Genomic DNA, 20594 nt, shown 5'->3' with positions numbered 1-20594 from the left:
ACTCCTTCGCTCACCAGACCAGTGCGGGGGTCCGCACCGGTGCGTCCCAGAACTTCACGAGGTCGTCGGTCAGCACGGTGAGCGTGATCGACAGCCCCTTCATGTCCAGCGAGGTCACGTACGGGCCGACCAGTGTCCGGGCGACGCTCACCCCCAGCCCGTCGAGGACCCGACGGGTCTCGCGGGCCGCCACCCCGAGCTCCAGTCCGTGGGTGGCGCCGAGCCCGTTGACGATCGCGAGCACGGAGTCCCCGCGTTTGGCCCCCACCGACTCCACCAGCGGGCCGACCAGGCTCTCCACCAGGTCCGCGGCCTCCGTGACCGGGCGGGTCTCGATACCGCGTTCACCGTGGATGCCCACGCCGAACTCCATCTGGCCGGGCTCCAGCTCGAAGGAGCGCTTTCCCGTCATCGGATTGGTGCAGGCCTCGAAGGCCACGCTGAGCGTCGCCGACCGCGCCACCACGTCCTGGCCGAGCGCCCGCACCTCGGCGACGGGCGCCCCGGCCTCCGCGGCCGCCCCGCACACCTTCTCCACCGCGACCACGGCGGCGGTCCCCCGGCGTCCGGGGCCGCCCTCGTCCTGGCTCTGGGTGGCGAGGTCGTCGTCCACCAGCACCTGTTCGACCCGGTGGGTCTCGGCGAGGAGTTCGGCGGCGATGGAGAAGTTGAGGACGTCGCCGGTGTAGTTCTTGACGATCATCACCGTGCCCTCTCCGGTGTCGGCGGCCCGGATCGCCGCGCGCACCTGGAGGGCGGTGGGGCTGGCGAACACGTCTCCGGGCACCGCGGCGTCGAGCATGCCGGGCCCGACGAAACCGGTGTGCAGCGGTTCGTGCCCCGAGCCGCCGCCGGACAGCAGGGCGGTCTTGCCCGTGGCGGGTGCGCGCCGGGTGACGAACAAGGGGTCGGTGTGCACGTCGACCAGGCCGCCGTGGGCTTCGACGAGCCCCTCCAGCGCCTGTTCGACCAGGGTCTCGCGTTCGTTCATGAAGAACCGGCTCATAGCGCCTCCTGGGGTCGGATCCCTCGGCCGGGCACCGCGCGACGGACAGGGCGCCGTGTCCCATCCCCCTGCCTACCCACTTCCGACCGCTCGACCGGCCGGAGCGGCACCTGTGTACGGACGGGGGCGGGGGCCTTCCGGGCCCTCCCCAACGGCCCGGGGCCCGCGCCGCCCCCGTCACTCGACCCGAACCCGCGCGGGTGTGCCGCGGGTTCAGGCGAGTCTGCGCCCGGACGACTGCCCGGAGACCGAGATGCGCAGCACCGTCGGCAGCCGGTCCAGGTCCAGGGAGAGGCGCAGCCGGGCGAGCGCGTCGTCCCGGCACCGCTGCCACACGGCGACGGGGTCGGCGTCCTCGGCGAGGACGAGGTCCATCAGCAGGCAGGGCTCGCGCGGGGACTCGGTCAGTTGGGCCCGCCCCCTGTGCACCCCCGGGTATGTGGCGACCTCACTGGTCAGGGCTTTGCAGGCGGCGCGGGCGAGGACGTCGGTGCGGCCCCGGTCCCCCTCGTCGAGGCGGAGCGCGGGCACCCGGGCGGAGCGCCCCTGCACGAGCAGCCAGCGCAGGGCCAGCAGCACCACTCCCACGGACAGCGCCGCGGCGGCGTACGGGACCCAGGGCGTGGCCAGCAGCGGGGCGATCCGTTCCCCAGCGGCCCCGAGCGCCTGCCCCGTGCTCCCCGCAGCGGACAGGTGGGAGGGGCCGTGCAGCAGCAGGGGCGCGGCCGAGCCGACGGCCAGCAGCAGTACGCCGACCAGGGCCAGCCCCTGCCGGTTGCCCCGGGCCGTCCGGCGGGCGGCCCGGTGCGGGTAACGCCTCACCGGAGGCCCCCCTTCACCTGGCGGACCCGCACGCGCACCCGCACCGGGCGGGCGGGCCCGAGTTCGAGGAGGCGTTCCCGGACCCTGTCCTCCACTCGCGCCCGCAGTCCGGCGTCGGCGGGCTCGGGGGCGCGGGCCGTGATCCGGACGGTGCGGGCCCGCGCCCGGGCGCGGGCCCCGGTGACGCCGTCCACCTCGTGGGCGGCGCTTTCAGCCATCCGGCGCAGCCCTCGCCGGGACAGGCCGACGACCAGGTCCCGGTCGTCGGTGCGCAGCACCATGTGGCTGCCCTTGCCCGGGATGAGCGCGGTGAACAGCAGGTACAGGCCGACGACCGCGGTCGCCGCGGAGGCGATGACCATCTCGGGCCCGCCCCAGCGGGCGCCGATGGAAGGCTCGGAGACCCGTTCCAGCGGCAGGCCCCGCAGCGGGGCCCCGACCAGCGCGGCGATCACCCCGGCGGCGGCCACCCCGGCGACCAGCACGGTGACGGTGCTGACCAGGACGGCGGTGGTCGACCGCCGGGGGCGGAAGGTGCGGACCGCGACGCGGTGGGCGGCACGCGCCTCGGGACCGGACGCGGTCGGCCCCGGTGTTGCCGGGCCGGGCGCCATCGGGTTGGGGGCTGCCGTGCTCACCATCGCGCGCCCCCGTCCTGACGGGTGAAGAGGGCGGCCAGGTCCGTCTCCCCGGCGTAGGCGCGGCCCGCCAGGAACCCGGCGGCGCCGAGGACCAGGACGAGGAGGAAGGCGCCGAATCCGCCGAAGTAGGCCACCAGGCCGAGGAGGGACCCGTAGGCCAGGCCGGTGATCGACCACATCGTTCGTACTCCTTACTGCTGTGGGGGAGGGGCGCGTCAGCGGACGCGGGGCTCGGCCGGTGCCTCCTGGGTCTCGTCGTCCGGGAGGTGGATGTCGTCGACGGTCACGTTGACCTCGGTGACCTCCAAGCCGGTTATCCGCTCCACGCCGGCGGTGACGTTGCGGCGGACCACCGCGGCGAGGTCGGGGATGGAGACGCCGTACTCGACGACCAGGTTGATGTCGACGGCGGTCTGGGTCCGGCCGACCTCCACGGAGACGCCGCGGGCGGCGGCGTTGGTGGAGGTGGAGCCGGGGATGCGCTCGCGGACGGCGTCGAGGGCGCGTCCCGCTCCCCCGCCCATCCGGTGGACGCCGCGGACCTCGCGGGCGGCCATTCCGGAGATCTTGGCGACGACGTGGTCGGCGATGTCGGTGCGGCCGTTGTCCTCGGACCGGGCGGGGCTCCGGTCGGTGCGGGCGAGGTCGGTGCGGTTGGCGGGCGCATCGCCGCGCGCGGAGGGGGCCTGGTGGATGTCGGTGTGCGCGCTCGCGGTGTTCCTGGCTGCCATGGGGTGCTCCTGTGCTCCGTGCGGACTGGTCTGCGTGGCCCCGAATTCGGGCCGTCGTGTGGAGGACACACGGGAGGGGGTTCGGCTCACGCAGAAATCAATGTGACTTGGAACATGTTTACTGATCGCGAGTCTGCTACTTAATGTAGTTAACTACTCACGACAGGTAGTTACCCCGGCTTCGGGAAAGCTGAATCCCGCAGATGCATACGGACACCGCACTACCGGAGAGCGTGCTCGTGGAACGAGCGCAGGACGGCGACGACCAGGCGTTCGAGAGCCTCGTCCGTCGCCACCAGGACGTTGTCTACCGCATCGCCCTCCGCACCCTCGGCAACGCCGCCGAGGCCAGGGACACCGCCCAGGAGGCCCTCATCACGGCCTGGCGCAGACTGCCCGACCTCCGGGACCCGCACACCTTCCCGGCCTGGCTCCACCGCATCGTCAGCCGCCTCGCGCTGAACGCCCTGCGCGCCCGCCGCCCCGAGGCCCCCGCCGAGGCGGAGCACTCCGGGCTCAGGGAACGGAGCGCGGGGCCCGACGACCGGGCCCTGGCCACCGGCCTGCACGAGGCGCTGCACGAGGCCCTGGCCGGGCTGCCGCCCCCGCAACGGATCTGCTGGGTTCTCCGGGAACTGGAAGGATTGGGTCATGAGGAGATAGCGGAGATCGTCGACACGACCCCGACCGCCGTACGCGGCCGCATCCACCGCGCGCGTACCCATCTCGTGGAGGCGCTCGAACCATGGCGGTAGACCCGTCCGACGACCACGACCAGCTCCCCTGCGGCACCTCCGCCGACACGCTCCTGGACCACCTCCGATCGGGCGCCACCACCGGGCACGAGCGGACCTGCCCGCACTGCCGGGCCGCCGCGGAGGAGTTCCGGCCCCTGCTGTCGGCTCTGGGGGACGAAGGCGAGATCACCGCGCCGCCCGGGCTCCTCGACGACGTGATGCGCACCGTGCGCGCCGAGGGGCGTTCCAGGCAGACCCTCCGGCTGCCCGGCGGCGGCCCCGGTGACACCCGCGTCCGCCACTCCGCGGTCTCCGCGATGCTGCGCGCCTGCGTGGACCCGACCGAAGGACTGATCGTCGGCCGCTGCCGGATCGAACAGACCCCGGACGGTCTGGCCGTCACCGCCACCGCCCGGGTGCTGAGCGGCACCGTCATCCCCGACGCCACAGCCGCGGCACGGCGGGCCATGGGCGCCTTCGTCCAGAACCGCCTGGGACTGAGGGTCGGGCGGATCGACATCGACGTCACCGACGTCATCGAACGCCCCGGGCGCCCCTGACCCGGGCGCTGGAAGCGTCGTGAGCGGTGTCACCCTCCGCGTTACCGCGAGGACACAGAACGACGAACGGACGCAACCTCGGCCTGACACCGTCGGCGGCATGGACGCTTCGAGTGGCAGCCACCGAACCGACGACCGTCACGGATTCTTCGGCCGCGAGGTGCTGGAGCTGGGGACCCTGCTGTTCGCTGCGGGGGCGGCCCACCTCCTGGTGGTCTCCCTGGGGCACAGCGACAGCGGGGTGCGAACCCTGATCGGCCTGGGGGTCCTCCTTCTCGCGTGCTCCGCCCTGCACCGCTGGCACCGGCACCGCCGCTCCCGCGACCGGGCCGCGCCCCCGGCCGGGACGACCGAACCGGCGACCGGGCGGACCCGGTCCGCGACCCCGGCCGAGGAACGACTCTGGGGCGTACGGGTCACCGTCGCCGACGTGCCCGGCGGACTGGCCGCCCTGACCGGGCGGTTCGCGGCCCTGGGGGTCGACATCCGACTGATGCAGGTCCACCCCGACGGCACCGACGCCGTCGACGAGTTCTTCGTGAGCGCGCCCGCCTGCGTGGGCGAGCCCGAGCTCCACCGGTCCGTACGGGACGCGGGCGGGCGTGACGCCGTGGTCCGCCCCGCCGACGTCCACGAGCTCAGTGACACCACCAGCCGCACCCTCACCATGGTGGACGCCCTGGTCACCGGAACGACCACGCTCGAACGCTGCCTGCTCGCGCTCGCCGCCGCCCAGGACGTCCGGTACACCCGGGCGCCCGACCGGCAGGACCCCGCACGGGAGCTGTCCGGCACAGCGATGACCCTGCCCGCCCCCGGCGGCGGCACCCTGACCGTCCACCGCGCCGACGTCCCGTTCACCCCGGTGGAGTTCGCCCGCTGCCGTGCCCTGGCCCAGGTGGCCTGCTCCCTGCACGAGCGTGCGTACCACCGCTGACCGGGCCGCCGGCCGAAGGGTCCGCACCCGGCCGCCCCGAATCCGGGACAGTGCCGGGCCTGTGGGTAAATGGGACGTATGGTTTCCCCCCGATCACCCTTCGCAAGGAACCCCCTCCGAACGAGCACCCTCGCCTTCGGCGCGGCCTGCGCCCTGGCGGCGGGGCCGGCGCTGACGGCCGCGCCGGCCCACGCCTCCCCCGTCCCGACCTCCTCCGCATCCGCTCCCGCGGCCTCCTCTCCGGCTGCCGCCCCGAGCGCCCCGGCTGTGACCGCGAACCTGCGCAAGGGCGACTCCGGTGCCCAGGTGAGAGCGCTCCAGGGGCGGCTGGACGAACTCGGCTACTGGATCGACGGCGTCGACGGCCAGTTCGGGATGCACACCGAGCACGCCGTGCTGGCGCTCCAGAAGGCCGCCGGAATCGCCCGGGACGGCCTGGTCGGCCCCGACACCAGGGCCGCGCTCGCCGAGGGCTCGGTCCCGTCCGCCACCACGGAGTCCGGTTCGGTGGTGGAGATCGACCTCGAACGGCAACTGCTGCTGGTCGTCGCCGACGGCTCGGTGGAGAGCGTCATTCACACCTCCACCGGTTCCGGCCGGCCCTACGAGGGCTCCGACGGCTCCGAGCGGATCGCGACCACGCCCACCGGCGAGTACACGGTCTTCCGCGACGTCGACTCCTGGGACCCCGGGCCGTACGGGGCGCTGTACCGGCCCAAGTACTTCAACGGCGGGATCGCCGTGCACGGCTACCCCAGCGTTCCGGCCCAGCCCGCGTCCAAGGGCTGCGCCCGGGTGAGCCTGGCCGCCATGGACTGGCTGTGGCAGCAGGGCCACCTGGACCTGTACGCCACCGTGGTGGTGCGCTGACCCGGCTCCCGACAGGCCCCGCGCGACCCGGATCCCGGGCGTGCGGGGCCTTCCGTGTGCCGGGAGCCACCCGTGTGCCGTGCCCCCTCACGGGTAGGAGGGGCCCGTGCCCTTCCTTCTCGCCACCGAACCCGGACGCCCCGACCACCCGAACGAGGACTTCGCCGCGGTGACCGCCACGGCCGCGGTCCTACTCGACGGGGCCGGCGCCCCCGCCGACGTCGACAACGGCTGTTCGCACGGGGTCGCCTGGTACACGCGCCGGCTGGGCGCCCTGCTGCTGGCCGGGGCGGACGCGGGGGCGGACCTGCGCGAGGCGCTGGCGGAGGCGATCAGGTCGGCGTCGGCGGCACACGGCGGGACCTGCGACCTGGGGAACCAGGAGACGCCCTCGGCCACCGTCGTGGCGGTCCGGATCAGCGGGGACCGGCTGGAGTACCTGGTGCTGTCGGACTCGGTACTGCTGGCCGAGGAGGGCGGAAACCTCCGAACGATCGCGGACACGCGGTTGGACGACCTGCGGCCCGAGGCGGGCCCGGGGACCGCCATCCGCGCCTGGCGCAACGTTCCGGGCGGGTTCTGGACCGCGGGCGCCGACCCCCGGGCTGCCGAGGAGGCCCTGGTCGGGACGGTGCCCAGGGGGCCGTTCCTGGCGATGACCGACGGTGCGACCCGGGCGGTGGAGGTGTTCGGGGACCTGTCCTGGGAGGGTGCGTTCGCCCTGGTGCGCCGCCGGGGGCCCGGCGCCCTACTGGAGCGGGTCCGAGAGCTGGAGGCCGCGGATCCCGACCGCCGAAGGCATCCGCGAGCGAAGGTGCGGGACGACGCCACGGCCGTGTGGTGGTCTCCGTAGTTACGGACAACCTCAACTCCCAATTTAAGACAGGACATTTCCCGGGGGCGAAAGATCGTTTTTCGACCATACCGCAGTGAACAGGGAAAAGAATGTTTCTGTCATTACAGACGTTTCTCCTGGCGCCCGAGATCACCTTTGATCAGGTTTCCCAGAAAAGTTCCCAACGGGACACCCCGTGGCGAAGCGACCGTGTCGGAAAGAGACGCACGCCTCCCGCAAACCCGGACACCAGGCGCTTTCGCACACCGTCTTCATCCGGTAGATTTCCCTGTAACCGATCGGTCGGTGTTCCCGCCACAAAGCCCGTAGCCGATGGTCGGTGTTCTGAGAGCCCTCTGCCCACGCCCCCCGCACGGGCGCTGGAGCACCCTTTCGCAATCTTGGCCGTCGTGACGACCGCCGATAAGGAGACCCAGTGAGTGTTCCGGGCGTCCTCGAACCGACCGGTCCCAACCGCTCACTCCCCCGGACCGGTTGGCTGGACCTCGTCCCCTCCGAAGCCATGAACACCCCCGTCGAGACCACACACCCGGAGCCGGAGCAGCGCCCCGACCCCGGGGACGCGAACACCCCCGCGGAGTTCCTGCTGACCATGCGCCGCTATCTCGCGTGGGCCGGCGACTGGTCGTACCTGGAACTGGAGTACAAGTGCGGCGGCGTGGTCAGCGCCACCAAGTTCCAGCGCGCCCTGGAGGGCACCGAACTCCCCGGCTACGTCTTCCTGATGGCCTTCGTGACCGCGTGCGTCGGCACGGACGAGGGCGAACGCCTCCGCTGGGCCACCTCCTGGCACCGCCTGCGCCGCGCCGCGCGCGCCGAGGAGGACGCCCGCCTGCGCCGCGCCGAGGAGGAGGCCCGCCTGCGCGCGCAGCGCCAGGACGGCTGACCCGCCCGGGCCCCGGGATGGCGGGGCAGCAGGGCGACGAAACAGCGAGACGACGGAGCAGGGTGACGGCGGAACGGCCGACCTGACGTCCCCGTGCGGAGGGGGCACGGTCCGCGGGTGAACAGCGCGCCGTGACCGGTGCGCGGTGATCGGCCTCACCGCCCCCGAATCCCCCACTGGCAGGGGATTGCAGTCTGTGGTTCGGATCACCGGGGATCCCGGGTCAAGCGGGGATTGCCATCCCATGGCCACCCGTTGCACGCGGAGTGTCCCCGCGTGGGACCCGTCCCGCAGGTGCCCCACCCGAAGGTGGCTCACGGCGCCGCACACCACCCCAGGTCGTCCCCGACCTTCCACAGCCCTGCTTTGGAGAGCTCGTGAGCCTTACCCTCGTGCGCCCGAACAAGCGCCGCAGCAGCCGCCCGGAGACGGCGGCCCCGGCACCGCGCCGTCCCGTCAGCCCGACGCCCCGCCGCCCCGTCACCCTGCTCGTCCTCGTTCTCGGCGTCCTGTCCGCCATCGGCCCGCTGGCCACCGACCTCTACCTGCCCGCGCTCCCCGAGATCGCCGCCGACCTCGGTGCCGGCGAGTCCCGGGTCAAACTGACCCTGACCGCCGTGATGGCGGGCCTGGCCCTGGGCCAACTGGTCACCGGGCCGCTGAGCGACCGCTGGGGCCGCCGCGCGCCCCTGCTCGTGGGAACCGCCGTGTTCACCGCGAGCACCTTCGCGATCGTCTTCGCCTCCTCGGCCGAGGCGTTCATGGCGCTCCGCTTCCTCCAGGGGCTGTCCGCCGCGACCGGGCTCGTGGTCTCCCGAGCGGTGGTCCGGGACGTCTTCCACGGCGAGACCGCCGCCACCTTCTTCTCCCGACTCGTACTGCTGACCGGGCTGGCGCCGATGCTCGGCCCGCTCCTGGGCGGACAACTGCTCCTGCTCGGACCGTGGCAGCTGATCTTCGGAGCGCTGGGACTGACCGGCGCGCTGACGTTCGCCCTCGTCCTGTTCGCCCTGCCGGAGAGCCTGCCGCGGGAACAGCGGAGCCGACAGGACCCGCGCGTCCTCGCCCGCACCTTCGCCCGACTGCTGCGTGACCCGGGGTTCATCGCCCCGACGGCGGTCCTGGCGCTGAGCTTCGGGATGAGCTTCACCTACATCTCGGCGTTCTCGTTCGTGTCGCAGTCCCAGTTCGGGGCGAGCGCCCAGCAGTTCAGCCTGGTCTTCGGGGTGACCACGCTCGGCATGATCCTCGGCAACCAGGTCAACGTGGTGCTGATCCGGCGGATGGAGCTGCGCCGCCGCCTGGGCCTGGGGCTCGTGGGCGCGGTCGCCGCCGTGCTCGCCATGGCGCTGCTGTCCCTGACCGGCGGGGCCGACCTGGTGACGGTCACCGCGGCGCTGTTCGTGATGATGGTCTTCACCGGCCTCATCTCGCCCAACGCGACCGCGATGGCGCTGTCCGGGCAGCCCTCGGAGATCGCCGGAACCAGCTCGGCGCTCCTGGGGACCCTCCAGTTCGGCGCGGGTTCGGCGCTGGCCGCCACCGCCGGACTGGCCGGTTCCACCACGATGGCGAGCATGACCGCGGTGATGCTGGCGACGGCGGTGGGCGCCGCCCTGGTCTTCCTGTTCGCCACCGTGCGCGGCGGCACCCCCGCCCCGGCGGTCTGAAACCACCGGGGCGCCCCGGAACGAGGGCCCCGACCGCTGGAGTCCGTTCGGACCGGCACGGGTCGGGGCCCCGGTTCGACACAGCTATACACGACGCGTATACACCGCATGTATAGTCGTTGGCATGTCACTCGGACCAACCTTCCTGGGGCTGCTGGAAACCCGCCCCCAGCACGGATACGACCTCAAACAGGCCTACGACGAACAGTTCGCGACCAAGCGGCCGCTCGCCTACGGCCAGGTGTACGCCACCCTCTCCCGCCTGCTCAAGAACGGCCTGGTGGAGGTGGAGGCGGTCGAGCCCGGCGCGGGCCCCGAACGCAAGCGCTACACCGTCACCGAGGCCGGGGTCACCGACGTCGAACAGTGGCTCGCCGCCCCCGAGAGCCCCGAGCCCTACCTGCAGAGCACCCTGTACACCAAGGTCGTGCTCGCCCTGCTCACCGGCCGCCCGGCCGACCAGGTCCTCGACGTCCAGCGGGCGGAGCACCTCAAGCAGATGCGCGTGCTCACCCGCCGCAAGGCCGGCGGCGATCTCGCCGAACAACTCATCTGCGACCACGCGCTCTTCCACCTCGAAGCCGACCTGCGCTGGCTGGAACTGACCGCCGCACGGATCGACGACCTGGCCGGGGAGGTACGCGGCCGATGACACACACCGCCCCCCAGAGCTCCCCCGCCCCGGAGCACGCCACGGAACCCCTGCTCACCGCCTCCGGACTGAGCCGCTCCTTCGGTCCCACGACCGCCCTGGTGGACGCCTCCCTCACTCTGTATCCGGGGGAGATCGTGGCCGTCATGGGCCCCTCCGGCTCCGGCAAGTCCACCCTGCTGCACTGCCTGGCCGGGATCGTGCGGCCCGACGGCGGCCGTGTCGACTACGACGACACCGACCTCGCCAAGGCCTCCGACTCCCGGCTCAGCGACCTGCGCCGAACCGACTTCGGTTTCCTCTTCCAGTTCGGCCAGCTCGTCCCCGAACTCTCCTGCGTCGAGAACGTCGCGCTGCCCCTGCGGCTGGGCGGAGAGCCCCGGCGCCGGGCCGAACGCACCGCCCTCGACTGGCTGGAACGGCTGGACGTGGCCGAGGTCGCCGGGAAGACCCCCGGTGAATGCTCGGGCGGCCAGGGCCAGCGGGTCGCGGTGGCCCGAGCCCTGATCACCCGCCCCCGGGTGGTGTTCGCGGACGAACCCACCGGTGCCCTCGACTCCCTCAACGGGGAGCGGGTGATCCGGATGCTCACCGACGCCGCCCGGGACAGCGGGGCCGCCGTGGTCCTGGTGACGCACGAACCCCGGGTCGCCGCCTACGCCGACCGCGAGGTCGTGGTCCGGGACGGCCGCACCCGGGACCTCGGAGGTCTCGGATGAGTCTGCGCGAACGCGCCCCCGAGGTCCGGCAGGAGCGGGCCCGCCGGTCCTTCCCCAAGGACCTCTGGCTGGGCGCACAGCTCTCCCTGCGCGGCGGCAGGGAAGTCGTACTGAGGACCGTGCTGACGGCGATCGGAGTGGGTGTGGCCACCGCCGCCCTGCTTCTGGCCGCCGCCCTGCCGACCGTCATGGCCCACCTGAACGAGCGGCACGCGGACCGCTTCGACTACCAGGTGGCGGAGTACCCGCCGCCCCCTGCGGGCGAGGACACCCTGCTGTTCAGCATCGCCGACACCGACTACGAGGGCAGGAAGATCTTCGGCCGGGTCGTCCGTGCGGAAGGGTCCGGCCCTCCTCTCCCGCCGGGGGTGGCCGAAATCCCCGGCCCCGGGGAGATCGTGCTCTCCCCCGCCCTGGCCGAACTCCTCGAGGACCCGGAGAACGAGGTACTCCAGCGCAGGTTCGACCACACCGTGATCGGGGAGATCGGGCCCGAGGGCCTCATGGGGCCGCACGAGCTGGCCTTCTACCTCGGCGACGAGGACCTGACCCTGGACAGCGCCGGGAACCGGATCACCAGCTACGGCGGGGAGCCGAGTCCCAGCGGGGACGAACCCGTCATCCTGCTGCTCGGCGCGGTGGGCGTCGTCGTCATGCTCACCCCCGTGGTGGTGTTCCTCGGCGCGGCGGTGCGCTTCGGCGGCGAGCAGCGCGACCGGCGCCTGTCGGCGCTGCGGCTGATGGGCGCCGACCGCGGGGCCACCCGGCGCATCGCGGCCGGGGAGACCCTCCCCGGGGTCGCGCTCGGCCTGGTGCTCGGAGTGGGGTTCTTTCTCGCCGGACGCCCGATCGTGGAGTCGGTGCCGATCTCGTCCGGGTTGTACACCGCCGACGTGACACCGCACCCGGTGCTCGGCCCCCTGGTGTTCGTCGCGGTACCGCTGTTGGCCCTGTGGGTGGTGCTCGGCTCCCTGCGCAGTGTGGTGGTCGACCCGTTGGGCACCGTACGCCGCGCCGAGCGGCCCCGCCCCAGGCTGTGGTGGCGACTGCTCCTGTTCGTGCTGGGCATCTCCCTCATCGTTGCGAGCATGCGTCTCAGCCCCTCCGGAGGCCAGTGGGTCCCGATGGTGTCGGTCGGGCTCCTGGCCGCCCTGTTCGGCACGACGGCCGTGCTGCCCTGGTTGGTCGACCGGCTCTTCGGCCGCGCCTCGGGCGGCCCCCTCTCCCTCCAGCTGGCCCTGCGCCGCCTGGGCGCGGCGGGCGGCGGGCCCACCCGAGCGGTCAACGGGATCGTGGTCACCGTCGCGGGCGCCATCGCGTTGCAGAGCCTGTTCGCGAACGCCTGGGACGATTCCACGGTGGAGCTCGCGGAGACCGTCGAGGAGGTGTACGCGGCTCAGGAGTTCGGTGTGTCCGGGTTCCAGCTCCAGACCGATCTGCGGTCGGTCCCGGTCGGGAGCGACCCGGCCGGTGCCGTGGCTCAGGTGCGGGGGGTGGAGGAGGTCCTGGCCTACAGCAGCGTGGGCGGCGTCACCGACGACGGCTCCCAGGTCCGCGTCCTCGTCGCCGACTGCCCTTACCTGCGGGAGATGGCCGACCTGCCCGAGTGCTCCCCCGGGGACGCCTTCAGCGGAGTACCGGGGCTGGAACCCGGTGGGACGCTCATGGTCGGAGGCGGCGACGAGGTGGACGCGGCCCCGTGGACGGTGCCCGAGTTCACCGAGTTCGACGGGCCGCTGGCCGAGCACCCCTGGTACGGGCTGGGGTACACGGCGCAGAACGCGATCCTGGCCACTGAGGAGGCGGCCGCACTGCCCGAGGGGATCGCGGTACCGGGCTCGCTCTGGATCCGGGTCGACCCGTCCGCCGCCGGAATGGAGGAGGAGCTCAAGGCCGCCGTCGCGGCCCTGGACCCGACGGCCCGAGTACAGGTCCCGATCGCCAGCGCGACCGTCCCCGCCATGGTCAGGATGCGTGACGCGCTCATGGCCGGAGCCCTCGCCTGCCTGACGGTGATCGCCGCCGGTCTGGTGGTGGGCACGGTCGAGCAGATCCGCGAACGCAGGAGGGTGCACGCGGTGCTGACCGCCTTCGGCGCCCGGCGACGCACCCTGGTGGCCTCGGTGCTGTGGCAGACCGTGCTCCCCGTGCTCCTCGGCATCGCCCTGGCAGCGGTGGCCGGGACCGCTTTGGGGGCCCTGATCCAGCGGTTGGCCGGGCTACCGGTGACCTTCGCCCCGGCCGACATCCTGACCATCGTCGGCGCGGGCGTGGGGGTGGCGTTCCTGACCACCCTGCTCGCGATGCCCGCGCTGCTGCGGACCATGCGCCCGGAGGGCCTGCGCTGGGAGTGAACCGGCGGGTGTTTCGGCCGGGCCCCGGACCCTTCCGACGGGAAGGGCCGGGGCCCTGACCGGGTTTGTGCCCGGCGGCCGTTCAGTGGCTTCGCTCACCAGAGGTTTTTCCGAAAGCAGCCGCCCGCTCCGCAACACGCTGCTATCACTCGGGTATGCCCCTCCCCTGAGCAAGTCGCAGATCGTGCGGCTCGGTGAACGTCTGGTGCGCCAGGCCGAGCCTGCGGAAGATGATCTCGGCTGCCTCAACGAGCTTCTCCTGGCCTACGACGAGGCCCTGGAGCACTCCATGGAGCTGGTCCGGGACCTGGGCTTCGCTCCTTCCGGACGTATCAAGAACACCGGAACGATCCTTGAGAAACTACGCAGGCACGGCGGATCGTGGCTGAAAAGCATCCAGGACCTCGCTGGCATGCGCGTCATCATCAGGGGTGGACGCAGAGAACAGGACGACGCGGTCGCCAGAATCGTGCGCGCCTTTCAGGGGCAGGCCAAGCAACCCCGAATCACCGACCGCCGTGACCAGCCAAGCTCCGGTTATCGCGCCGTCCACGTCATCGCCTACCCGGACGGTCTCCCCGTGGAGATCCAGGTTCGGACGGCCTGGCAGCACGAGTGGGCGGAGATGTTCGAGAAACTGGCGGACGTCCTCGGCCGGGGAATCCGATACGGCGAGGCACCGACCGACTGGCGAGATGCCCTGGACCTGGATCTGGAGCCGACAGAGGATCGACGCCTCATCATGCGCAGACTCGCCGACGCCGCTTATACGCAGAGAGTCCTCATGGTGCGTCTGGCCCTCACCGTCGGCGACTTGATCGCAGTGCTCGAAGAGGCCGAACTGGACGGGGTGGCCCCTGACTCCCCCGAAGTACAGGAGCACTGGCAAACAGTTGAGCATGACCTGGAGGAGCTCCAGTCAGGCGTACTGGAGCTGGAACCGATCCGAGACAGGTGAGCACGTGTCAGGTACCTTTGAAACCATGACCAACCTCCTCGTGGTGTATGACCGTTCCTCCGGTCGCATGGTGCGTGAGCAGGAGTACACACACAGGCGAAAGGCTCTGGAGGCGCGCTTCGAGGCTGAGCGGGAGTTCCGTGGGGACCCCTCGGTCGAAGTTGTGGTTCTCGGTGCGGAGAACCGTGAAGCTCTGCGACGCAGCCACGGACGTTACTTCCTGGACTTCGACGAACTGTCCGCCCGCATCACCTGAGAGCTCATACGCCAAAGAGACGATTGACACCGGGGCGGGTCCGGACTCCAACAGCAGCGCGACTCTCGGTCAGAAACTGACCAGGGTCGCTTTCTGCCGTCCACCCACTCGGATGGCCCTGGGCCGAGGTGACCGAGGTCCGCCGCCTCGCAGGGAACAAGCTCTGGGCTTCACCCAGTACCTCGACCACCGTGACTTCTCCGCCGAGCCGGGCAGCCGTGAGGCCGGGGACCTGGGCGCCGAGAGGTTGGCCTTCGTCAGCGCCGGGGACTCTCCCGTCCCGGGCGTGCCGCTGCTGGCCGTCGCCAACGAGGTGTCCGGCAGCACCACCCTGTTCCGCGTCGACCGGAGCTGAGCGGTCATGTCGGGCCCCGGACCGCGCCCGCCGCCCCGTGTCTCCCAAACGTCCCGGTCCGAACACTGCACAATGGTGGGAGAGCCCCCTGACCGGGTATGAAGTGACCCTCAAGCCGAGACACGGGTGGTCGACATGGCCGTCAACGACGAGCTGGTCGAGATGTTCGCCGGGCTGCTGGAGGACTCGCACCTGACGACGATCGAGCAGCTCCCCGCGACAGTGCGCGGACGCGCCGAGAGTGCGGGGCTCCACCACGTGGCGATCTACGTGGTGGACCTCCAGCAGGACGTGCTCCGACTGCTGCTCCACGACAAGGACCGGGGGGACCCCGAGTACGGAGAGACCGAGCTTCCGATCAACGGCACCCTGGCCGGACGGTCCTTCGAGACCCTCACACCGCTGAGCGAGACCCGCCCGGGACTCGACCGGTGGTGGATCCCCCTACAGGACGGGGCCGAGCGGCTCGGGGTGCTGCGCGTGGACGCCGAGGAGTCCGGTGACGACACCGTGCGGGCCATGCGGGCACTGGCGGTCATGGTCGCGATGCTGGTCGTGGTCAAACGCGAGTACAGCGACTCCTTCGCCCGGCTGTGCCGCACCCGGCCGATGAGCGTGGCGGCCGAACTCCAGTGGAACCTGATGCCGCCGAGCGAGTTCGCCAACCACCAGGTGACGATCAGTGCCGTACTGGAACCCGCCTACGAGGTCGGCGGCGACGCCTTCGACTACGGGATCGACGGCGACGTGGCGCACATGGCCGTGTTCGACGCGATGGGCCACGACGTGACCGCGGGCCTGGCAGCCAACCTCGCGGTCGCCGCCTACCGCAAGAGCAGGCGGGAGGGCGCCACCCTGCTGGAGACGGGAGCGGCGATCGAGGCGACCCTGGTGGAGCACCTGGGCACCGTCCGCTACGTGACCGCCCTGATGGCCGACCTGAACATGAGGACCGGGCAGCTGACCTGGGTCAGCCACGGACACCACCCGCCGGTACGCATCCGGGGCGGACGCATGGTCGACCTGCCCGACTGCCTCCCGGGCTCCCCGCTCGGCATCGACCTGGGGTTGGGCGCGGCCCTGTGCGAGGAGCAGCTCCGCCCCGGGGATCGCCTGGTGCTGTTCACCGACGGGATCACCGAGACGCACGACCCGGGCGGCGACGAGTTCGGGCTGGACCGGTTCGTGAACTTCATCGTCCGCCACAACGCGGAGGGCCTGCCCGTCCCGGAGACCCTGCGGCGGCTGATCCACAACATCCTCAACCACCACGGCGACACCCTCCAGGACGACGCGACGGTCCTGTTCATGGAGTGGCTGGGCCCCTGAACCGGGCGGGCGCAAGGGGCGCCGCGACACCCGGAACGGGAAGGACGCACATCCCGAAAAAAGGTTCACGGCAATCAATCGATAATCCGATTGATTCGACGGAAAACAGGGGCGGAAAATCCCGGCGGGAGTTATCCGATCGTCATTACCCGGTGCCCTCAGACTTTCTTTCGGCTCACTAGGATCGTCGATCGGTGAACGTCCGTTCTGTTCAGTACGCCCTCACCGACCTCCGACCCGCGCACGGACCCCGTGAAGACACGGACCGGTGCCGCGGTATCCCCTCCCCCGCCGACGAACCAAACGCGGTCGGGCCCACCGAATGAGAGTTCCTTGACTTCCTGTACTCGCAACAGCACCCGTCGCTCCCTCCGGGGCGGCCTGGCCTTCGTCGCCTTCGGAGCGCTCGGCGTCGCGGCCGCGGTCCCCGCCCACGCCGACACCGGAGAGATCGGCTACGCCGAATCGAGCATCAACGGCGAAGGGAGGATCTTCGGGAACTACCCGCGCGGAGGTGACGTCGGTGGTTACGGCGGATACCTGTATGACGAAGAAGTATGGGCCGACACGATCCACAGCGTCGTGGTAGACGTGCAGGAGGACGAGATCCGCGCGCGTCTGATGTATCGGGAGCTCAGCCTGGTACTCACCGAGGCTGACGTGGAGGCCATGCGTGCGGCGGCCGTGGACGGCACCTCCCAGCCCGGCCTGGAAAACCCCGAGGGCGAGGGCTCCGACGACGTCGTCCTACAGGTCGCCTACACCGGAAGCGACTCCTCGGTCACCCAGGACTGGGCCGGCGCTACGGAGTTCTCCCATGACCCGGGCCAGGAGTCCGTCGAAGTGAACGAGCTCGGCGCCGAAATTTCCCTCACCACCGAGTCCGCCCCCTGGGAGGGTCGGTTCGAAGGCGTTGACTACTGGGGCTCCACCCACAACCTTGTCCTCGTCGTGGAATTCCCCGAGGAGGAGTTCAGTGTCACCTACGGGGTCGGTGAGACCTGGGTCGGCGCTGACGTCCCGCCCGCGACCAACGGCGACGGTGACGAGGGGGACGGCGGGGACACCGGTGGCGACGGGGATGCCGGGGACGGGGAGGACGACGGTGACACCGGCACCGGCGAGGACGGAGACGCCGGCGAGGGCGACCAGGGTTCCGGGGACACCGGTGGTGAGAGCGGCGATGACGGCTCCGACACCGGCGAGGACGAGGGCGGCGAGGCTCCGGCTGACGAGAAGGGCGGCAGGGACGATGACGAGGACCTGGCCCGGACCGGTGCGCCGGTCGTCGGTCTGATCGCCGCCGGAGCGGCCGTGGCCGCAGGTGGTGGCGCTGCCGCCTACCTGGCTCGCCGTAGGGGGAACACGGTCACCGAGGAGAACGACGAGAGCTGATCTCCGTTCTCTGCCCCTGCCGGGGCGGGTGCCCGGGCCGGCCCGGGCACCCGCCCCGAACCGTCACCCGCTGTGCCCCGGGCGGACGACGGCTTCGTCGGTCCCTCAGTCCCGGGGGAAGAGCGCATCGGTGAAGGGGTTGCGGAACTTCCCGTCCGGGTCGAAGCGCTCCAGAAGGCCCGCGAAGTCCGCGGCGCGTTCGTAGCCGCCGACGACCTCCGACGGCGGCAGCGTGGTGAGTTTGCCCCAGTGCGGTCGGGCACCCAGCGGGGCGAGTCTCTCCTCCACCGCCCGCAGTACGGGGGCCACCCTCTCCGGGTCCCGGACCCAGGTGAAGTGGAAGGTCGCCGAGTCCCGCCCGTGGGCGGGGCTGAGCCACAGGTCGTCGGCGCGGACCGTGCGTACCTCGGCGGTGTACAGCACCGGGGCGACCAGGTGCCCGATCCCCCGCAGTGCGGCGAAGGCCTCCGGGGCCGCCGCGCGCGGCAGGTAGAGCTCGGACTGCAGCTCCTCCCCCGCGCTCGGGGGCAGTTCGGGTCGGAAGTGCGGAAGCCGCTCGAACCAGGGGCCGACGGATCCCAATTGCTCCGTGGCGGCACCGGTCGGCATCCCCGGCACCGGGTGTTGGGGGCCGGCCGCCGGGCGTCCCCCGCCCCAGGCGCCCTCCGGTGAACCCTCGCGGTGCTTGAGCCAGACCCGGCCGGTGTCCGCGCTCCAGTCGGTGAACAGGCTGACGCTGTGGGCGGCGCCGAACACCTCGTCGAACCCGGCTCCCACCTCGTCCAGGGGTACGTCCAACCGGACCCGCTGGAACATCTCGAAGGCCGGTTCGATCTCCAGGGTGAGCCGGGTGACGACACCGAGCGCCCCGAGCGCCACCACCGCTCCGGGGAAGGTCCCCGGGTCGCCGTCCCGGCTCAGCCGCACGGTGCCGCCGTCCGGTCCGACCAGTTCCAGGCCGCGCACGGCGGCGGACAGGCAGCGCTGCCGGTCCCCGGAGCCGTGGGTTCCGGTGGCACAGGACCCGGCCACCGAGATGTGCGGCAGCGAGGCCAGGTTGCCCAGGGCCCAGCCCTTCCGGTGCAGTGCGGCGGAGAGCTCGGCGTACCGGACCCCGGCCGCGACGGTCACGGTGGACGCCGACGGGTCGATCTCGATCTCCTCAGGGAGGGAGTCCAACCGGAGCAGGTCGTGCCCGGAGTCCGCGACCCCGTTGAAGGAGTGCCCGCTGCCGAGCGCACGGATCCGCGGACTGTCGCGGACCAGGGCGGAGAGTTCACCGAGGCTGGTGGGGCGGTGGATCCGGGGGCTGGCGTAGGTGAGGTTCCCGGCCCAGTTACGGACCGGCGCCGACGAGGAGGACATGGCGCGCTCCGGAGGTAGAAGTGGCTGTGCCAGACCCTACCTGGGAGCGATTCCAGAGACCGGGCGGCGCGTACCGCCAGGCCGTGCGAGCGCCCGCGGGTTCTCCCGCCACCGGGCTCACAGGCCCTCGCCGTGCACGGAGCCGGGGGTGCCGTTCCCGTCGGTCAGCTGCGGCTCACCGGTGGCGCTCTCGGACAGCCACTCGTCGAACTCCAGCTGGAAGTAGCTCCAGCCGTTGTGCCACTCCACCTGGCGGTCGGTACCGGTGGTCTCCAGGACGTCGCCCATCAGGGTGTTCTCGAAGAACCACAGGGCGTCGTCCATCCGCAGGTTGGTGCAGCCGTTGGAGGTGTTGGCCGTACCGATGTTGGGGTTGCCGGACGCCTCGTGCACGTATTCGCCGCTGTTGGTGGTGCGCACCGCGTAGGAGACCACGGTGTTGTAGCCGGGAAGGCTGTTGGGGATGGCGGTGGTACTGGAGTCCATCTCCTCGCGCTCGTGGTGCGACATGAGGACGTGGCTGCCGCTGGTGGTGGTGTTGAAGTCGGTGGTCGCGGCGCCATTGCTCACCGGAATGGTGCGCTGCTGCTCGCCGTCGACGTTGACGACCATCTCGTGGTCGGGCACGTGCATGGTGGCGATCAGTTCGCGGCCGACCTCGAACTCCAGGCGGTAGTCGCGCAGCCCGTAGACGCCCTCGGACGCCTCCACCCCCGCCAGGTGCATGTCGACGGTGACGGTCTGGTACGGCTCCCAGTACTCCTCGGGCCGGAAGACCGCCATGGTGTCGCTCAGCCACCGCCACGAGCCCGGGACCGGGTGCTCGGAGGTGACCTCCATGGAGTTCTCTACCTGGACCCGGTTGGTCACCGGCTGGGTGAGGTTGACGATGACGGGCATGCCCACGCCCACGGTCCGGCCGCTGTTGGGGAAGTTGGAGGCCAGGTCCAGGCCCTGGTCGGGCGCGACGGCCAGGGTGGTGAACTCCGCGACCTCCTCGGTCTCGGTACCGTCCTCGCCCTCGGCGACCGCGGTGACCGTGACCTGCGCCCCGGGGCGCAGGTTCCAGTCGCTGACCCAATCGGCCCCGTCCTCGCTGAGGGTGCCGGACATCTCCCCCAGCGCGGGGCCCTCACTCCCGGCCTCCTCGGAGACGTCCTGGTCCACCCACACCTCGGTGATGGTGCCGCCCTCGGCCGAGACCCGCACCGGAGTGTTGGGCGCGACCTCGGAGGCGCCCGCCTCGGGTGTGACGCTGACGGAGACGTCCCCGCCCCCGGTCGTGGCCTGCGGCTCGGCCTCGGTGGGGGTACAGGCCGCGGTCGCCAGCGCGAGCACCGCGACCCCCATGCCGTACCGGCGAACCGCCGTCCGGGGGAACCTGAACATCCTGCCGAACCTCCTACTGCCGTGTGCGCTCTCCACACGTAGTAAGACCTGCGGCAGCCGGAAGGGTTCGCTTCCGGTGGAAGTTTTCTTGTGGTTTCAACTGTTT

General features: G+C 71.6%; 21 protein-coding genes and 1 pseudogene. 15 read left to right on the top strand and 7 right to left on the bottom strand.

Going from position 1 to position 20594, the window contains the following annotated elements; genetic code table 11:
• Window positions 1-10: 10 nt before the first annotated feature.
• From ACUKCB_RS22180 to ACUKCB_RS22160, 5 genes are all read right to left on the bottom strand, one after another.
• On the bottom strand, window positions 11-1006 hold the full coding sequence (locus ACUKCB_RS22180; protein WP_473037525.1) for a dihydroxyacetone kinase subunit DhaK: 996 nt from the start codon (window positions 1004-1006) through the stop codon (window positions 11-13).
• Between the two features lie 213 nt (window positions 1007-1219).
• A complete protein-coding gene (locus tag ACUKCB_RS22175; RefSeq protein ID WP_473037524.1) occupies window positions 1220-1828 on the bottom strand; it encodes a hypothetical protein in 609 nt (202 codons plus the stop codon).
• Window positions 1825-2469, bottom strand: coding sequence for a DUF6286 domain-containing protein (locus ACUKCB_RS22170; protein WP_473037523.1), 645 nt, complete (start codon window positions 2467-2469; stop codon window positions 1825-1827). Before ACUKCB_RS22170 ends, ACUKCB_RS22175 begins: the two co-directional genes overlap by 4 nt.
• On the bottom strand, window positions 2463-2648 hold the full coding sequence (locus ACUKCB_RS22165; protein ID WP_473037522.1) for a hypothetical protein: 186 nt from the start codon (window positions 2646-2648) through the stop codon (window positions 2463-2465). Before ACUKCB_RS22165 ends, ACUKCB_RS22170 begins: the two co-directional genes overlap by 7 nt.
• A gap of 36 nt (window positions 2649-2684) precedes the next feature.
• Window positions 2685-3200 (bottom strand): Asp23/Gls24 family envelope stress response protein, encoded by a 516-nt coding sequence (locus ACUKCB_RS22160; protein WP_473037520.1) that lies wholly within the window; start codon window positions 3198-3200, stop codon window positions 2685-2687.
• Between the two features lie 203 nt (window positions 3201-3403).
• Between ACUKCB_RS22160 and ACUKCB_RS22155 the strand changes: the two genes are divergently transcribed.
• The 15 genes and pseudogenes from ACUKCB_RS22155 (at window position 3404) to ACUKCB_RS22085 (ending at window position 17734) form a co-directional block, all read left to right on the top strand.
• Window positions 3404-3955, top strand: coding sequence for an RNA polymerase sigma factor (locus ACUKCB_RS22155; RefSeq protein WP_473037519.1), 552 nt, complete (start codon window positions 3404-3406; stop codon window positions 3953-3955).
• A complete protein-coding gene (locus ACUKCB_RS22150) occupies window positions 3946-4497 on the top strand; it encodes a hypothetical protein (protein WP_473037518.1) in 552 nt (183 codons plus the stop codon). Before ACUKCB_RS22155 ends, ACUKCB_RS22150 begins: the two co-directional genes overlap by 10 nt.
• A 100-nt stretch (window positions 4498-4597) precedes the next feature.
• On the top strand, window positions 4598-5434 hold the full coding sequence (locus ACUKCB_RS22145; protein ID WP_473037517.1) for an ACT domain-containing protein: 837 nt from the start codon (window positions 4598-4600) through the stop codon (window positions 5432-5434).
• A 78-nt stretch (window positions 5435-5512) separates the two neighbouring features.
• The gene (locus ACUKCB_RS22140) at window positions 5513-6304 is read left to right on the top strand and encodes a L,D-transpeptidase family protein (RefSeq protein WP_473041099.1); all 792 of its coding nucleotides are present in this window, start codon (window positions 5513-5515) and stop codon (window positions 6302-6304) included.
• A 106-nt stretch (window positions 6305-6410) separates the two neighbouring features.
• Entirely contained in the window at window positions 6411-7157 is a 747-nt protein-coding gene (locus ACUKCB_RS22135) for a protein phosphatase 2C domain-containing protein (protein ID WP_473037516.1), read from the top strand.
• Between the two features lie 418 nt (window positions 7158-7575).
• Window positions 7576-8046 carry a hypothetical protein gene (locus ACUKCB_RS22130; RefSeq protein WP_473037514.1) on the top strand — a complete coding sequence of 157 codons (471 nt, stop codon included), beginning with the start codon at window positions 7576-7578 and terminating at the stop codon, window positions 8044-8046.
• A gap of 377 nt (window positions 8047-8423) precedes the next feature.
• Window positions 8424-9716 (top strand): multidrug effflux MFS transporter, encoded by a 1293-nt coding sequence (locus ACUKCB_RS22125; RefSeq protein WP_473037513.1) that lies wholly within the window; start codon window positions 8424-8426, stop codon window positions 9714-9716.
• A gap of 124 nt (window positions 9717-9840) precedes the next feature.
• Window positions 9841-10368, top strand: a complete 528-nt coding sequence (locus tag ACUKCB_RS22120; RefSeq protein ID WP_473037512.1) for a PadR family transcriptional regulator — start codon at window positions 9841-9843, stop codon at window positions 10366-10368.
• A complete protein-coding gene (locus ACUKCB_RS22115) occupies window positions 10365-11087 on the top strand; it encodes an ABC transporter ATP-binding protein (RefSeq protein ID WP_473037510.1) in 723 nt (240 codons plus the stop codon). The genes ACUKCB_RS22120 and ACUKCB_RS22115 overlap by 4 nt, the downstream gene beginning before the upstream one ends.
• Entirely contained in the window at window positions 11084-13441 is a 2358-nt protein-coding gene (locus ACUKCB_RS22110) for an ABC transporter permease (RefSeq protein WP_473037509.1), read from the top strand. Before ACUKCB_RS22115 ends, ACUKCB_RS22110 begins: the two co-directional genes overlap by 4 nt.
• 205 nt (window positions 13442-13646) lie before the next feature.
• Window positions 13647-14399 carry a hypothetical protein gene (locus ACUKCB_RS22105; RefSeq protein ID WP_473037508.1) on the top strand — a complete coding sequence of 251 codons (753 nt, stop codon included), beginning with the start codon at window positions 13647-13649 and terminating at the stop codon, window positions 14397-14399.
• A 25-nt stretch (window positions 14400-14424) separates the two neighbouring features.
• Entirely contained in the window at window positions 14425-14655 is a 231-nt protein-coding gene (locus ACUKCB_RS22100; protein ID WP_473037507.1) for a hypothetical protein, read from the top strand.
• Between the two features lie 169 nt (window positions 14656-14824).
• Window positions 14825-15010 (top strand): annotated as a pseudogene (locus ACUKCB_RS22095) (choice-of-anchor I family protein); the annotation flags it as partial.
• A 135-nt stretch (window positions 15011-15145) separates the two neighbouring features.
• Entirely contained in the window at window positions 15146-16339 is a 1194-nt protein-coding gene (locus tag ACUKCB_RS22090) for a PP2C family protein-serine/threonine phosphatase (protein ID WP_473037506.1), read from the top strand.
• 333 nt (window positions 16340-16672) lie between these two features.
• Window positions 16673-17734, top strand: a complete 1062-nt coding sequence (locus ACUKCB_RS22085) for a hypothetical protein (RefSeq protein WP_473037505.1) — start codon at window positions 16673-16675, stop codon at window positions 17732-17734.
• Between the two features lie 105 nt (window positions 17735-17839).
• Here the strand turns inward: ACUKCB_RS22085 and ACUKCB_RS22080 are convergent, their stop codons facing one another.
• Window positions 17840-19099, bottom strand: a complete 1260-nt coding sequence (locus ACUKCB_RS22080) for an FAD-binding protein (RefSeq protein WP_473037504.1) — start codon at window positions 19097-19099, stop codon at window positions 17840-17842.
• 117 nt (window positions 19100-19216) lie between these two features.
• The gene (locus ACUKCB_RS22075; RefSeq protein ID WP_473037502.1) at window positions 19217-20488 is read right to left on the bottom strand and encodes a L,D-transpeptidase; all 1272 of its coding nucleotides are present in this window, start codon (window positions 20486-20488) and stop codon (window positions 19217-19219) included.
• Between the last annotated feature and the right edge of the window lie 106 nt (window positions 20489-20594).

Source organism: Nocardiopsis moroccensis (assembly GCF_055763695.1).
This window is presented reverse-complemented; position numbering and strand designations above follow the sequence as displayed.